Here is a 16439-nt window from a genome sequence, read left to right as displayed (position 1 = left end):
AGGTGAAACGGCTGTCGCCGTTACATGCTTATAATTTAAAAAAAGTACCCACAGTCCGATCACTTTGTTCAAAGTGTCCAGACTATAGGTACCCGTTAAATAAGGCGTGCTTTATTTAATTCTTGCTTGCTAATCTATTTTCCTGAAGCACGCTGCTTAGAGCGGACAAGGCCGAAATAAGCAACCATTCCAAGCATGCTGGCGGTGAAAATAATAACGCCCATCGGCACAGCTGTTTCCTCTCCGGCAATACCGACGAGTGGCGCGGCTACAGCGCCAAGCATAAAAGGCAGCAAGCCAAGCAAGGCCGATGCACTGCCGGCAATATGAGCCTGATTTTCCATAGCCAGCGAAAACGAAGCAGTAGCTGTAATACCGATCGAGCATACAAAGAAAAATAAAGGAACGACGAGCGACCACAGCGGCCCCTCCACAAGCACCGCAATCAGCAATGAAACGCTCGATGCCCCGGAGAGCAGCAGCCCGAGCAGCAAGAACTGCTGCTCCGACCATTTGTGGCTAAGCCGCCCGACGATCTGCGAGCCCAAAATAAGGCTGAGGCCGTTGGTACCGAACAAAAAGGCAAATACTTGCGGAGAGGTACCGTAGATATGCTGATAAATAAACGGTGTGCCTGAGACATATGCGAAAATGCCGCCGATCATCAGTCCTTGCGTCAACGCATAACCTGTAAACTCGCGATCCTTGAGCAGCTGCCCGAAATTGTGCAGCAGCTCTCCGAAATTACTAGAAATTCGTTTTTCACGCGGGAGCGTTTCCTCCAGCTGCCACGTTGCAATGAGCGCTAGTGTAAGGCCTATCGCCCCAAGTATGATGAACACACCGATCCAAGTGGTGAAGGAAATAATTCCGCTTCCGGCAACAGGTGCCAGCAAAGGCATAACGTTGTTCACAAGCATGATAAGTGCAAAATATTTGGTGAGCTCATGTCCACTATATAAATCACGGACAATGGCTCTTGAAATAACGATGCCCGATGAAGCAGCAAAGCCTTGTATAAAACGGGCGATGATAAACAAAGTAATATTCGGTGCCAACGCACAGGCCAGCGAAGCAATCAAATAAACGACCAAGGACAGCAGCAGCGGCTTGCGCCTGCCATGAACGTCACTCATCGGTCCCATGACCAGCTGTCCGAGACCAAGGCCGATTAAACAGGCAGTCAAGCTCAATTGCACGAGTGAAGCCTTCGTACCAAAATCCTCGGCTATTTGCGGAAATGACGGCAAATACATATCAATCGTCAGTGGACCCAGCGCTGAGAAAGAACCTAGCAGCAAAGCAAGCCTGAGCCTTTTATGATTCTTATTTATTTTCATTTGAAGCTAATTTCCTCTCTGGTGTCCTATGAAAATAAGCATATTATGAATTTATACAATTATAGAGCCAGCAGCTTAACACCTTTCGGCATAATCGCGCGAATCCGCTCTTTAACAGCCGGCTGGCGCATTTCCTCGCCAAAAATGACAACCGTACCTTGGTCGCTGCTTGTACGAATCAAACGCCCCATGCCCTGTCTTAAGCGCAGCAGCATATAAGGCATATCCACTTCTTCGAAAGGCAGCTTGGCATCCTCACGCCTTGCAGCAAACACTGGATCGTTCGGAGGGAATGGCAGAGACCATACAATGACTTGAGATAAAGACGGCCCCGGTATATCCAGCCCCTCCCAAAGCGTTACCGCACATAGTATGCTGGACTCATCGGCTTGAAATGTCTCAATCAAATGGCTGATTTCCGACGTTCCTTCATAAAGAAACCGTCTTTGCTGCGCAAGCGGCTCGTCATTCATCGCCTGCTTGAAGCGAGCGAGCTCTTCACGAGAAGGGAACAAAATAAGTGTGCCGCCCTCCGCTTCCCCAAGCAGCTTCACCGTTGCCTGCATCTGATTCGCAAATTCATCCAGTGCCTCAGAATCGGATGCAAGCACCCGCATTTTATTCTCATAATCATATGGCGAAGCAACCGAGAACGACTCGGCCTGCTTAATGCCAAGGCTGTCCATCGTATATTCGAAGGAGCCGTCAACCGACAGCGTAGCCGATGAAAACACAATCGGCATTTTGCGAGAGAACACCTGCTCCTCCAGCACTTCTTTCACCATCTTAGGCATAATAACAAGTGAAATGCCCGACTTGTCCTCCATCACCCAGCTAATCGGCTTTTCGGGTTTGCGGAACAACGAGAGAGCATATTGGATCATCTCCAGATGCTCCTCGACGATTTTGAGCTGATATTCATCAAGCGTGAACAAACCGCTTTCGAATACAAGCTCCTCCTCAATGAGATCAAGCAGTTGATGCAGTCGGTTGACTTCCTGTATAAGCGTATTGTCCCATAGCAGCTCACGACGATCTGATGCTGTTACAGCGCGGCTGCTTTGCTGGATACGGTCAAATAGCTGCTCGCTTTGCACAATTGCATCCTCGATAGCCAGCGCCAGCGATTCGCGGATTTCCCCTTCCAGCAAACGCGTAATAATGCTCTCAAATACCGCATGGTTGAGCTTATACGTTAATGCCTGCTGCGCCGCTGTTTCCAGTAAATGCCCTTCGTCGAATACGACTGAGCTATGCTCCGGCAGCAAGGGCAGTTGTCCCTCTCGTTTGCGCGCTTCATAAGTCCATACATGCTCCATATAAAAATCATGCGAGCAAATAATTAGATCCGTCGATTTACGGTAATGATCACGCGACAGCGTCTGTCCGCAGCGATGTCTGCGGCTGCATACCATACAGTCCTGAAAGACGTCCCAGCCGACATGGTCCCATACTTCATCGCTGAGCTCCGGGTAATCCCGGCGATTGCCGTAAGGGTGAAAGCTTTGCATCGTTTCCGGTTTATGAACAAAATCCGGCAAGCTGCGGTAAATGTCGTCAAAATGCTCAGCGCCCTCTAATTGAGCGTCGCCGCGTGCATCATCAAGCTTGTTCAAGCAGACATACTGGTCAGGCGATCTTCCCAATCTGCTGTCGATTGTCAGCCCCAAATGACGGGAAAGCTTGGCAATATCGCCTTCCGGCTTTACCAGCTGCTCGATGAGCGATTCATCAGCACAGGCAATAATAGCTGGCCTCTGAGTATAACGTGCATAGCTAATGGCATAAAGCAAATAAACAAAGGTTTTGCCAGTGCCGACGCCCGCTTCGGCGAAAATCGTCTGCTTGTCCGCATAAGCCCGTTCCAGCTGAAACGCCATATAAATTTGCTCATCGCGCAGCTCAAGCCCAGCTTCGGGAAGCTTCTCGTAAAAAACATCCGCGATCCAGTCGCTTGCCTGCTGCATGTAAGGCTGTGACGGGTCAAAATCAAACGGATAATGATGTTGTGTCATACTTTGCAGCGCCTCCAAATAGACGCCCGAACGGCTGCGCTAAAATCACGCAGCCGTTCGGGCGGTTTTTTTTCAAATTGAAATTAAAAGTCGGATTTCGGTTTTCTAGGCTGCGGCTTTGGCTTGTTCTGCACGGCTGGCAAATGCTTCATGCTTCTTAGCATCGGTCCTTTGCATAACGGGCAGGTTTGCTCTGCCGAGGCGAATTCATCTCTTACCCACGCTTTGCATTCGGGGTTTTTACATTTCAAAATTTTGGTAGGTAATAATTTCGGTTTCGTAATGTCTTCGCTCGTAGCCAATATATTTTACATCCCTTTCATTTACACGTTCAGGCAATCTGACATAATATATCACTTCATGGACGCTTAAGTCAAGACTCTCACCCCCGCCTGCCTCCCTGATCTAACCAAAAAATGTTACAGTCTACCTTTGTATTTTCCAGTATTGGAAATCGTTACTTTCACGTCGATTTGGCCCAGCGTATTTTGGTTTAATAGAAGTTGTTTGCTGTTATTCAGCTGATGCCAAAGCTTGGCGTCACTCCGATAAAGCTCGCCAAATAAATTTAGCAGATCCGTTTGAGTCGCAAGACCCTTCTCATAGGTAGCCATTATTTCATCACGAATGGCTTTTGCCGCAAGAGCCTCCATTTCTTTTACTGTTGCCTCTTTAATCATTTCCTCCACAAAGGCTTTCGCCTTCAGTTCAACCTTAAACTGCAATTGCTTGTTGTTGCTAACATGCTGTATTCGGTAATGCGGTTTTACAATAATGAGGTTAGCAGTCGGAGCTTCTCTATTTCCAATTAGAAGAACGGAGCGTTTATTTTCTTTTTGCACCCATCTTCTTCCAAGCAATTCTGTTTCTGAAAACCAGCTTGTTTTCTCATTTTGCCGCATAAAAAAAGCCCCCGTAATTTTAAACATCGGCATTTTCCGGGCATCCTCCCTCCATACCTCCTTCGTTATGCCAATCGTAGGAATCATGGCCGTATTGCCCGGCTCATTAAATTCAGCAATTAATTTGAAGCCATATTGGGGATCAAGGTTGGAGCGCTGTGCATGGGTATCTTCGGGGGTATCCAAAATGGAATCCAATGCCGGAAGATTAAAAATTGACTTTTGTTTGAATATGTCTACCATCGGCGTCTTCGTTGAATAGAGCAAAATATTATATCGAACCTCGCGATAGCGATTGATGGCCTCGTAGCTCTGTCGAACAATCGCTTGCGATTTTAGAAGCTCCTCATCCACCACAACAACTTTGACATGCCCCCAGAACATTCTGATCTGCGATGTTTCGGACAGCGAGGACAGTGATTCTGTCACCGTCTTTCCTATACCACGGCCGATCCATACCGGTATGTTTTTTCCTATTTCGTTTTTATCGGATTTTGCCACATTTAAGAAGTTCAGCACCTGAGCGTAAGTAATAAAATGTCCATCCTTATAATCCAGTCCGATAGCTGTAACATAAGCCATGTTTTGTATCGGCTTTGAATCAAAGCAGCCTGGACTTAGCAGAAGCAAACCAGTGATAAGGCCCCATTTTATCCACAAATTCATGCTAATCTTCCCCTTGCTTGTCCGAATCAACCGTATGCAATGTTTCTGGCCTTTGTTTCTGCTTTACCCAGGGCAGCCTAAGCGTAGCCGCAAAAAGCTCCTTCATAATAGGAGGAGAATATGGCGACAAATAAGGGACACCGAAGGAGCTGAGCCGTCCCATATATCCAATCAGCACGACAATCCCTAAAATAAATCCGAACATTCCCAGTAATGAAGCCGCTATAAACAGCAGAAAACGGATGACGCTCACCGTCGTACTTAACGACTGATTAACGAGTGTCGCTCCAGCTACTGCCGTAATTGCACCCACAACGACGACACTCGGCGAAACAAAGCCTGCCCGAATAGCAGAGTCTCCAATAATTAATCCGCCAATGACTGTTAAGCTTTGACCGATGGAGCTTGGCAGACGGACACCGGCCTCTCTGAATATTTCCAGCAGCAGGAGCAAAATTAAAAATTCCAATGCGCCTGAAAATGGCAGTCCAACTCGGGTAGCAGCCATCGTTGCCATCAGCCTATACGGTATTTGATCTTGATGAAACGCAGAAAGCGCAATCCACAGCCCCGGCAGCAAAATGGAAATAAAAAAGCTGAAAATGCGCAGCAAGCGCGCAAAGGAAACGTATTGAAAATTAAAATACAAGTCTTCTGGAGATTTCAGCATGAGCAAGAAGGTGCTCGGCCCAATTAAGACCATTGGATTGCCATCCACAATAACGATAAACCTGCCTGCCAGCAGGCAGCTTACGGCATAATCCGGACGCCCCGTAAAGTCAAGCAAAGGGAACAAGCTATATTTTTCTTCCACAAGCATCTCTTCTAATTGGTTAATGCTGTAAAGCCCATCCACATCAATGCTATTTAAACGATTCCTCACCTCTTGCAGCACATTTGGCGAAATAATGTCGTCGATGTACAATAAACCAACCTTCGTTCTCGTTCGTCTGCCAAGCGTTACCGTCTCGTAGCATAAAGATTGGCTGCGAATCCGTTTGCGAATGAGAGCCACATTAATGCTAACATCCTCTACAAACCCATCTCTAGGCCCTTTAATCGATACTTCTGTAGTCGATTCCTCCGGTGTACGATGTGGGTGATGGCCGAGCGTCATTCGAAATAATGTATTTGACTCATTAAATAGGAGCAGCAAATCACCTTGAAAAATCCACTCGCAAAGCTGCTCTGGCAGCGCGTCCCTAGTTGCTGGAATAAGCGGCAGCGTCCCGTATAATTTGCCCGATTGCAAATGAGCAAACCCATTTTTACGGTATAGCTGCTCCAGATCCGGAAGAATATATTTTCCAATTTGAGAGGTATCGCATAATCCTTCGCTATAAATAAGGATGACCTCTGAACGCACATCTTCATCAAATTGGAATCGCTGGATTAACACATCTGCAGAATGCGGAAATAAGGCGGAAATCGACTGCAGGCTCCACGGCTTGGCAGGCTCAAGTTTTGTTTTGTTCATGCGGGGCTCCCCTTCCCCTGCCGCTTCAGCAAAGCGATTGCAATGAATATGGCCGAAAGAACCAAAACCGTGAACAGCGTAACGGGGAAATAATAGTGATAGAGCCAAAGATAAGAGGAGTAACCATTGATGGGTATGAATCCCAAGAAAATATAGCCGAGTGTCAACAGGAGAATGAGTCGCCGCGTCGCCTTCTTGTTTGGTAAGGGGATCAGTTCTCCCAATAAAAACATCGCAAAGCTTGTACGAATAACGGCTCCGGACAGCCACTGAAATTCTGATAAAAAATCTACATGCTCAATATTACCGAATTTTACAAGCCTCCACTGCTCAAAGGGGGATTCCATCTGCTTCGCCGCTTCTACATGTCCAAACTCCACAATGCCCCCGATGATAGGCCCGAGCGTAATATAAATTAAGAGAACGGCCAAAATGAGAAGCTGCCATGCTTTAACCCGGGATTTGATTCGATGCTGAACAGCTAGAAGCATAATCATTTCTACAAATCCACCACCAACATAAATCATGCCATGAACGGCGGGCTGCCAGCCATTTTCAAGGACAGGCTGCAAAAGACGATAATCCTTCTCTGGCGTATTGGCTATCGCCACAAAGTAACCCAGCAAAATGACTATGGGAAGCATAATACCTGCAGCGATCGCAATCATGCGAATGCCAGACATTGCAAAATAACAGCATACGAGACACAGGGTGATAATTAAAGCCGATCTTGGCGTACTGGGCATATAATTGGTTGTGGTCCATCTGACCGTATCAATTAATGTAAATCCCCCGATGAAAAGCAATTGTAGACAAATCGGAATGATCATCAGCCAAGCTATGAACGGATTCGTCTTGGATGCCAGCCAAGGGTGCAATTTCTGTTGACCGGATTTCTTCATAAATAGAACAAGCAATATGCACCAAGGAAGAAATAATACACCTGTCAATAAGACGGAAATCCATGCATCTCTGCCCGAAGCTTCCAAAATTAAAGGATTCACAATGACATGATTCGTTAAGCCGACCGTCATCATGAGAATCATGCAAATTTGTAGAAAGCTTACTTGATGCAGTGCCTTAACCATCTCGAATTCCACCCCAAGCGTTTATTTTAAATGATAATAGCACTTATAGGTTTCCTTATTGATCCAATTTTATACGCCTCATGGTTTAGCAAGCATGCTGATCCCATCCTCCAATTGCCCTGAGAGCGAAAGCACATCATAATAAATCCACTTTTGCGGATCTATCGTTTGCACCTTGCCTTGACGGACAGCCGACAATTCCCTCCAGATAGGATTGTGCTGCAATTGCTTATAGGTTTGGGCAGCCTCCGCCCCATATACGATGATAAACAACCGATCGGCTTCATATTGCCAGAGCTGCTCAATCGCTACCTTCCTGCCGTATTGGTTAGGATGTTTAGCAAGCTCGCTTTGAACAAGCGGGGGTGGCTGCAATCCAAAGGAACGATACATGACCTCGCCCGCATTACGATCCCCAAGTACAAATAGCTCCTCTCCTTCTATGACGAGAAGGCCAACCGTTTCATTCACATTTAAATAGGGCTTGATCCGCCGGTGAGCCTCCGCTCGCTTCATTTCGTAGCCGTCGATCCAGCTCTGTGCCTGTTTGCTCATCCCAAGCAAATCACCGATCTCCTGTAAATGCCCCGTTGCTTGCAGCCCCATCCATGGAATGTTTACAATCGGAGCTATACGCTCAAGCTTTTGTTGTATTTCAATGTCTAGCGTGTCACTACTTATGATAAGATCAGGCTTTAGTGCAGTCATTTTGTCGTAATAGAATGTTGACTTATCTCCAATGCTAGAAATGGCTTCTCCTGAACGCCTAGCATAATAGCCCAAATGATACGCAGGTGCGCCAACCGGCTTTATGCCAAGCGCCAGAAGCGCACAAGCATAATCGATGGACAAAAGGTTATACTGGCGCGTGTTGACATATACTCGCGGAGGTACACCTGTTACCTGCTTAAAGCGACGGTTAAAATAATAGCTGTCGCGGAATCCAACCTGCTCTGCAATGTCAGAAAGCGGCTGCCTAGAAATAAGCAGCAGTTCCTTGGCCTTGCGTATTCGCAGCTCTGTTACATATTCATGAGGCGTTGAGCCTGTTATTTTTTTGAATAAAACGATGTATTGCTTTGTGCCAAGGCCAGCCTGGTCTGCTAACTGCTGCGTACTTATCTCCTCGTTATAATGGTCTTTTAAAAAAGAAACGGTCCGTTCTACGGCCTGCATGGAAGTGGTCGTTTCTGAGACGGCCGTATTTTGCTCTAGGATCGCATACATAAGCTTCTGGAAACGAAAATAATAGCTGAGCCGATCTTTCTCACTTTTAGAATTTTTCATGGCGATCAGCTTGCGTATTCCCACCAGCATACGATCGAAAGGCTTGATTATCATTTCGCCATGAGCGAAAGGAAGAGGAAGGCTGCTGTTGAGCTGAGAGCAAACGATGTCAAAGGTCATGCACATATAGTGCAGCTCCTTCTCCTCTCCTCCATCAGCGGCGATGTCAAGCTTTGCACCAGGCGCTATTCCATAACAACTGCCAAGGGTGGCTGCATAACAGCTGTCGTCTATAAGAAAGCTGGCTGAGCCGCTTGATACAATAATCAGCCTGTAGCTCAGACTGACACTAGGGAAGATCGCGCTGTCCTTACTGTGTTCAAGGGATACAACATCAACCAGTCTAAAAAAGTACGAATGAAAAGGAGTCGCTTGGTAGCCCCTATTTGGAGTACTTCTATTCGTTGAATTCACGGATGCCTCCTGCATTTATTGAGAATTATTATCATCATTCTAATAGACAAAGAAGAAGCTAGTCAACCATTAGGCTAACTAGCTTCTTCTTTGTTATTTGTTATTTGCTTGGAATGATCGCCTTCATGACATCCTCCAGCTTTTTCTCATAGGCAAGTGGACCGTTTGTGATCCATACATCACCGCGCACTTCATAGACATGGCCTTGCTGGACGGCAGGAATGCTCTTCCACAATCTGCTTTCTTTAAGCTCTTCAGCCTGTCCCTCTCTTCCTTCATCTACAGCTAGGAAAATATAGTCGGCATCGAGCTGTGGAATAATTTCCATGGAAATCGTCTGGATATCCATGTCTTCTCCCCAAGCCAGCTTGCGCACAATTGGAGCAGGCTCCAGCCCAAAATCACCATACAATGCTGTCCCCACCTGACCTCCAGGTCCTCCATACAATCTTAGCTCCTTACTGGCATGGATGCGAACCATAGCTGCTGTTGTCCCTTTAGCAGCAGTCTGCAATTGCTCTTTAGCCAGCTTCGTTTCCGCTTCACGCTTTTTAATTACAGCTTCCGCTTGATCTGTCTTTCCGAGCAGATCAGCTACAATAAGAAGATTTTTTTTCCAGTTTTCCGGATATTGAATTTCACTGCCTGTAAATACATAGGTCGGCGCAATTTGTGATAATTTTTCATAGGCGCCTTCCTCTGCCCAACCCTGGAAGCCAAGAATAATGAGATCCGGCTGTGCAGCCATTACGGCTTCAAAGTTAATCGTACTCGTGTCGAGCTTCGGAACATCCTTCAAATATTCCTCCAGATAGGTCTGATAATAAGCTCCGCTCGAGTATTGCATGATCGGCTTAACGCCAAGCGTACTCATTTCGTCTTCAACGAATAATCCAATAATGCGCTGTGGCTGCGCAGGGACTTCAATTTTACCGAGCACATGCTCAAAGGTGCGCATATTCGTGGTTTGATTTTCAGGAGATTTTTCTGGCGATGCTTGCTCGGTCTGTACCGCACTCGCCTCTTCCTTCACTACTCCGCCTCCGCATGCTGCAAGCACCATGACAAGCACCAATATACCACTCAATAAGGACAAGCCTTTTTTACCAAAAGCCATAACTTTTCCGCTCCCTCTACTGATATTTATTCTCATTTGTATGCCTTGCTTATCATAAATAGTAGAACTTAATTATTCAATGGACTTTTTAGTAATACACGCGATTTTTGGCGCAACACCCCAAATGTACATTTATACAGCAGTTCCTTCCTTAGATTATGGGCTGTAAAGATCGATTTGTAGGCCTCAAAAAAATAAAAAGAACGCTGCCTTTAAGGCAACGCTCGCTGAATCCCATTTTTTAAAATCATGCAAAATTTTCGCAAATCAATTAAGGTATGTCTCTTGTTAAAATTTCTGTCTCACCCGTATTGAAGCCAACGATCACTTGGCTAGCCATAGAGATGAACAAGCCATTTTCCACCACGCCGGGAATCGCATTCAGCTGATCATGCAGCTCAGCAGGAGAAGCAATCGTACCGAAGCGGCAATCGGCAATATAGTTGCCGTTATCCGTTACAAAAATGCCGTCAGCCGATGCCCTCAGCTCAGCAGTGCAGCCAAGCTCCCTCAGCTTTTGCAGCGTCAAATTAGAGGCGAAGGGCACCACTTCCACCGGAAGGGGAAAATGTCCAAGCTGGCTAACTTTTTTGGACTCGTCCACGATTACAATAAATGCTCTGCTATGCGCAGCAAGAATTTTTTCCCGCAAAAGCGCACCGCCGCCGCCCTTTATCAAATGAAGCTCACCGTCTACTTCATCCGCACCGTCAATCGTTAAATCTATCGCCGTAATTTCAGCGAGCGGAACTAACGGAATGCCGTACTCAGCCGCTAAATCCTCAGACTGCTTGGAGCTGGCAACGGCTTTAATGTCCAGTCCTTCGAGCTTCATTCTTTGCGCCAGCTTTAAAATCGCCCAATATGCCGTCGTTCCTGTTCCTAGCCCAATAAGCATGCCATCCTGCACAAGCTGAACGGCTTTCTCTGCTGCCAATTGCTTGACGTTCAAACGTTTCCCTCCGCTCTCTGCCTACTGTATTAAAGTTACAAGCCCAATATGTGATAGCCTGCATCGACATGCAGCACTTCGCCAGTAATGCCGCGTGACAGATGACTAAGAAGGAATAGCGTCGCATCGCCCACTTCTTCCTGATCAATGTTGCGGCGTAGCGGCGCCCGCTCCTCAATCGTTTGCATGATTTCGTTAAAGCCGGACACGCCTTTTGCAGATAATGTTTTGATCGGCCCTGCAGAAACGGCATTGACCCGAATATTATATTTGCCAAGATCCTCGGCCAAATATCGTACGCTTGCTTCAAGTGCTGCCTTGGCAACGCCCATGACATTATAATTTTTCACTACGCGCTCTGCGCCGATATAGGATTGGGTAACGATGCTACCGCCTTCGGACATTACGCCTTTCGCCTGCTTAGCGATCGCCACAAGCGAAAAAGCGCTGGAATTTTGCGCCAGCAGATAGCCTTCACGCGAGGTTTCCAGGTATTCGCCCTTAAGCTCATCCTTATCCGAAAAAGCAAGCGAATGCACGATTCCGTCAATGCTTCCGGCCTGCTCTTTAATATGGGCAAAAGCTGCGCTTATGCTTTCATCATCCAATACGTCGCAGGATACTGTCAGCAGTGGAGTAATGCCTGTCTGCGCAAGCAAGCCCTTCAGCTTCTCGAAAGAACGTTCCTTTCTGTATGTAAAAATAAGCTGAGCCCCTTCCCGATGCAGCGACTTGGCGATTCCCCAAGCAATGCTGCGTTCATTCGCGACGCCCATTACTACGATTTTTTTGTTGTTCATCATACCAGACAAAGTAATCCCTCCATTAGCTAAATCCATAAATCTTTTGCCATTATAGCATAAAACAAGGTGAAACGGCTGTCGCCATCCTCTGGCGGCGCGGCGCGTTTCATTCCGAGAAATATAGAGAAAGGATTGCTTTGGGATATCCTTTCCTATATTTCAAGGTGAAACGGCTGTCGCCATCCTCTGGCGGCACGGCGCGTTTCAGTACGAGAAATATAGAGAAAGGATTGCTTTGGGATATCCTTTCCTATATTTCAAGGTGAAACGGCTGTCGTCATCCTCTGGCGGCGCGGCGCGTTTCAGTCCGAGAAATATAGAGAAAGGATTGCTTTGGGATATCCTTTCCTATATTTCAAGGTGAAACGGCTGTCGCCATCCTCTGGCGGCGCGGCGCGTTTCATTCCGAGAAATGCTATAATAAACGTTAGCATCTTATTCATAGAAGGATGATTCATTGTAATGACAGAGCAGGAGCGCAAGAATTGCATGAAATGCCGCCATTATTATGTAACTTGGGACCCCGGCGCGCCAAGAGGCTGCAGGGCGTTCGGTTTTAAATCGCAGGCGATGCCAAGCCAAGTTGTACTGGCTTCCTCCGGGAAGCCTTGCCTGAACTTTGAAGCTAAGGAAAAAGGATAAGGCAGCAGACCGTCAATAAACGGTTTGCTGCCTTATTTTTTAGGATTTGGCTCCCTGTCTTCTCGCCTGTAGGTAAACAAGAGACAGCTTTACATAGAGGGAAGTCTGCTCCATGTACTGCGCGTATAACAAAGGCTCATGCCGGCGCGCTCCATATTCCGATGACTGCTAGAGCAATAGGCGGCTTGTCCGACCATGAGGCTGCAGCCCGCTTGGGCAGCAGCACGCAAGCGCGCTGTAATTAACGCCGCTTGAACACCTCGCTTGCGATATTCTGGCAATGTTGCGGCAAATGTAAGGGAGGCGATACGTTCATGTATATGCATGACGCCAACCCCAACAGCGATATGATCAATCTCAGCAGCATAAAACTGCCAGCCATCCCGTTTGAACAGCATACGGTTATTATCCGCAATGTGATTTTTCCCAGCAATCGGCAGCCCGCTGCCCAGCGCATGCAGCTCTGCGTAAAGATCAACCTCGTGCTCACCAAGCCTGCGCACGACAAGGCCTGTCTGACCTTCCTCCGACCTCATGCCTGCTTGTTCAGCGATGTTTCCTGCCATACTCGCATGAAAGCCCGACTGATAATACCCCTGCTTGGCCAGCGCCAGCAGCGTGTCCCCATCTATACGCGAAGGCACGATCTCGAATTGCGGACTCCCGCCCCGCTCTTTATACCATTTTAGCACTTCATCCAGCTGTGCTGCGCCTGCACGGCCAAAGCCTTTAACCGTATTAAATTGCGGCCATGGCATTGCTCGGCTGGCAATAGCCACTGCTGGGCCGAAGCGCTGAAGCGCTATCCCCATCGGATTATGCTCCCGTTCCTGAATGGCCTTCATTCGATCCAGCATGTATACAAGCTCGGAGTTCTCAACGCGCTCCACAAGCTCGAGGGTAGTCATACGAGTATTCAACAAGTAAAACCTCCTTGTAATTGTGATAACGGAATATCCTTAATGGCATCTATAATGACACCATCCATGTCGAAAATAAATGCTTTCAGTTCCCTCTCCCCATTCTGCCCTTATTTTGTTTACATAATTATATTTATGTATCCAACAGAGTGATTTCAGACTATTCAGAAAATACGCCTCCGTTGTCCTATCTATGTCATAGAAAAGCTAATACTTTGAATTATTTCTCTAATAGGCATAAAACGGAAAATAAATCTCTTTATTCGTTTATAAACAGTCGCTTAAGTATGGTGCAAGTGAATTTGCGAAATCCGCGGAAACTCCAATCGTCCTAATGAAACGATTACTACTTCCGCCGGATAAAATTGCGCCTGTCTGCCACCTGAGAAATACCATTTGCGAAATTGCTTCACCACAATAAATAGCCCATGCTCATCGCCGACCGGGGTTAATCCCTCGCTATCCTCCCGCCAGTTGGGAATGCCCAGCGCATTTAGCTCTCGAACGATAGGGATTACCTCTGCAGCAACGATGCCCAGCTCACTAATTTCGAGGCAGTCGGAGAAGCTGAACGGGTGCTCTGTACCATTTTTCAACTGATGCCTGGCAATGAACTCGACGATATTTCCAGCAGGATCAGCAAAATAAACGGCCCCTGCATCCCATGATGCGAAAAATACCTCGTCTCTGCCCTCCTCCTCAATAAGCGCCACTTTTCCCTTCAGCCAGCGTTTCGCTTCTGCTAGCTTATTTTCCGGTATATTAATGGCAAAATGATAGAAGGGCTCGGTCTGGTCCGTTGTCGCCAGAAATGTAAGCTTCGTGCTGCCAATGGCCGTAGTGAAGGACTGCTCATTTCTATCCAGCACCGGGAAACCAAGCTGCTCGTTATAAAAGGAATACAGCGCATCCAGCCTGCTTGTCCATAAGGTGATGTGTTCAAATTTCATTGTGCCTATTCCTCCCTAAAGGGAATGACAACGGTAATCGTCGTGCCTTCGCCAGCTGTAGAGTTCACACGGAGCTCAGCTCGCTCTCCGTACAGCAAAGCCAGACGCGAAATGACGTTGCTCATTCCGATTCCTCCGCTTTCCGTGCTCCTTGCGTCTGCCGCCTGCTGCGGGCTCATGCCTTTTCCATTGTCGCTTACCTCGAACACCAGCCGATCCTCCGCCAGCCGGCCGCTAATTTTCACAAGACCGCCCTGTTCACCCGGTTCACCAGATTCAAAGCCATGTATGATCGCATTTTCCACTAGTGGCTGGAGAAAAAGCTTCGGAACGAGGCAATCCTCCGGCACCCCCTCCATATCATAGGCCACTTTAAAAATGCCATCAAAGCGATTTTCCATAATATGCGTGTAGCTTTGCAGCCAATTTAAATCGTCGCGCAGCCGCACCATTTCCTGCTTGTTTTTTACTGTGTATTGCAGCATGGAAGACAGACTGACGATCATTCGGCTAATGGCGGGCTGGTCCCGGTCAATTGCCATCCAGTTCATAATGTTAAGCGTATTGTACAAAAAATGTGGATTTAGCTGGAGGTTAAGCGCCATAATTTCCGCCTCCTTCTCCCGCAGCTGGCTTTCATAGTTTTCTTGAATCAGCTCGCGAATTTTATCATTCATCACATTAAATTTCTTCGTTAAAATGCGGAATTCCAGCTGCGGCTGGTCAGGAATTTTTGCCGTGAAATCGCCCGCTCCGGTCATTTGGATGGCAACCAGCATTTTTTTGATCGGCTGGGTCAGACGGCCTGCGATGAAGGAGGCAAGGATGATTGAAATAATGAGCAGCGAGAGGCCTGAAAATACATCCATATAGCGAATGGCTGGCAAGTTGCCAAGCAGCTGCTTGTACGGCGTCACATTAACCGTCACCCAGCCGGTTAGCTGAGACGTATCGTAGCTGATCAGTACATCCTCCCCATTTTCTTTAACTAGCGAGGTGCCCGAGGACTGCTGAAACTCCGTCTTATACCATTGATTGTGGTCAGTTGTACCAAGCTTGCTTAGCTCGGGGTGCGTTACAATCTTTCCATCCTTGGAGACGATATAAAAATAGGAGCCTTGAATGGCGGACAAGCTCTGCTGCACACTGCGCTGATAAAAGGATTCATTGAAATTAAGCAGCAGCACCGGACGCTCGACATGCGCTGGCCAATTGTAGATAGCACCGTCAATAATCGGTGAGCTGTTAAGCAGGCGGGCGCAGGAAAACACCATCCGAAACTTGGCATCCATGTCATATAGCGCCTCCTGTTGGAAAGCGCGGGTTAAATCATAGGTAGGCACCCAAATTAGGCTGCCCCTGCTGGCCAGCACTTCCTTATAAATAGTCGACTGGCGGAAGCCCTGCGGATCTGCCGAGACGAACGGGGAGGAAGACGTATACATGCCGCTGCCCGATCCAAAGCTGAAATAGCTCGTAACGAGCTGGGCCGTATATAAATCCTGATCATGTCCAAAATATTTGTTCAAAATAACGGTTGCCTGCCGGTCCATCTGGACCAGCTCGTAATCGTTTTGCGGCTTAGGGCGGTTGAACAGGCGGTATAAGTCTGGGTCAGAAATGAGCGATACCGTGCGCTCTTCAATATTACTGAACACGATATCGCCGATTTCATTGTTTTTTTTCACAATTTCCAGCATGCTGTCTCGTGCATTCGTTACAATAATGTCCGAGCTGGCATTGTAATGTAAAATGCCGTTTAGTACGGATGGAAGCGTAATCAACAGCACAAAAAATAAAATAAGCCTCGTTCTGAATTTCATATCCCGTACACGCTCGCGAATTTTCCGCAAAATGCTCCCTGCT

The 16439-nt window shown here is 47.3% G+C and carries 14 protein-coding genes; 1 reads left to right on the top strand and 13 read right to left on the bottom strand.

Annotated features, from left to right (window positions below; genetic code table 11):
- Positions 1-134: 134 nt before the first annotated feature.
- The 10 genes from ACSR9A_RS17535 to fabI form a co-directional block, all read right to left on the bottom strand.
- Positions 135-1340, bottom strand: coding sequence for a multidrug effflux MFS transporter (locus ACSR9A_RS17535; protein ID WP_473758590.1), 1206 nt, complete (start codon positions 1338-1340; stop codon positions 135-137).
- 59 nt (positions 1341-1399) lie between these two features.
- Positions 1400-3355, bottom strand: coding sequence for an ATP-dependent DNA helicase (locus ACSR9A_RS17530; RefSeq protein WP_473758589.1), 1956 nt, complete (start codon positions 3353-3355; stop codon positions 1400-1402).
- Between the two features lie 83 nt (positions 3356-3438).
- Positions 3439-3606, bottom strand: a complete 168-nt coding sequence (locus tag ACSR9A_RS17525) for a cold-inducible protein YdjO-related protein (protein ID WP_473758599.1) — start codon at positions 3604-3606, stop codon at positions 3439-3441.
- A gap of 168 nt (positions 3607-3774) precedes the next feature.
- Positions 3775-4923 (bottom strand): Ger(x)C family spore germination protein, encoded by a 1149-nt coding sequence (locus tag ACSR9A_RS17520; RefSeq protein WP_473758588.1) that lies wholly within the window; start codon positions 4921-4923, stop codon positions 3775-3777.
- 1 nt (position 4924) lies between these two features.
- A complete protein-coding gene (locus ACSR9A_RS17515; protein ID WP_473758587.1) occupies positions 4925-6400 on the bottom strand; it encodes a spore germination protein in 1476 nt (491 codons plus the stop codon).
- Entirely contained in the window at positions 6397-7488 is a 1092-nt protein-coding gene (locus ACSR9A_RS17510; protein ID WP_473758586.1) for an endospore germination permease, read from the bottom strand. Before ACSR9A_RS17510 ends, ACSR9A_RS17515 begins: the two co-directional genes overlap by 4 nt.
- 78 nt (positions 7489-7566) lie before the next feature.
- Positions 7567-9189, bottom strand: a complete 1623-nt coding sequence (locus ACSR9A_RS17505) for a helix-turn-helix domain-containing protein (RefSeq protein WP_473758585.1) — start codon at positions 9187-9189, stop codon at positions 7567-7569.
- A gap of 100 nt (positions 9190-9289) precedes the next feature.
- The gene (locus tag ACSR9A_RS17500; RefSeq protein WP_473758584.1) at positions 9290-10306 is read right to left on the bottom strand and encodes an ABC transporter substrate-binding protein; all 1017 of its coding nucleotides are present in this window, start codon (positions 10304-10306) and stop codon (positions 9290-9292) included.
- Between the two features lie 271 nt (positions 10307-10577).
- Positions 10578-11258, bottom strand: a complete 681-nt coding sequence (rpiA, locus tag ACSR9A_RS17495) for a ribose-5-phosphate isomerase RpiA (RefSeq protein WP_473758583.1) — start codon at positions 11256-11258, stop codon at positions 10578-10580.
- Positions 11259-11293: 35 nt separating this feature from the next.
- A complete protein-coding gene (gene fabI / locus ACSR9A_RS17490) occupies positions 11294-12070 on the bottom strand; it encodes an enoyl-ACP reductase FabI (protein WP_473758582.1) in 777 nt (258 codons plus the stop codon).
- Positions 12071-12523: 453 nt separating this feature from the next.
- Here fabI and ACSR9A_RS17485 point away from each other — a divergent pair, with 453 nt between their 5' ends.
- Entirely contained in the window at positions 12524-12703 is a 180-nt protein-coding gene (locus ACSR9A_RS17485; RefSeq protein WP_473758581.1) for a uracil-DNA glycosylase, read from the top strand.
- An 89-nt stretch (positions 12704-12792) separates the two neighbouring features.
- Here ACSR9A_RS17485 and ACSR9A_RS17480 read toward each other — a convergent pair whose 3' ends face one another.
- The 3 genes from ACSR9A_RS17480 to ACSR9A_RS17470 form a co-directional block, all read right to left on the bottom strand.
- Positions 12793-13623 (bottom strand): GNAT family N-acetyltransferase, encoded by an 831-nt coding sequence (locus ACSR9A_RS17480; RefSeq protein WP_473758580.1) that lies wholly within the window; start codon positions 13621-13623, stop codon positions 12793-12795.
- A gap of 281 nt (positions 13624-13904) precedes the next feature.
- Positions 13905-14573, bottom strand: a complete 669-nt coding sequence (locus ACSR9A_RS17475; protein ID WP_473758579.1) for a VOC family protein — start codon at positions 14571-14573, stop codon at positions 13905-13907.
- Positions 14574-14578: 5 nt separating this feature from the next.
- Positions 14579-16426 carry a cache domain-containing sensor histidine kinase gene (locus tag ACSR9A_RS17470; RefSeq protein ID WP_473758578.1) on the bottom strand — a complete coding sequence of 616 codons (1848 nt, stop codon included), beginning with the start codon at positions 16424-16426 and terminating at the stop codon, positions 14579-14581.
- Positions 16427-16439: the final 13 nt, after the last annotated feature.

Source organism: Paenibacillus sp. R-74696 (genome assembly GCF_055814915.1).
This window is presented reverse-complemented; position numbering and strand designations above follow the sequence as displayed.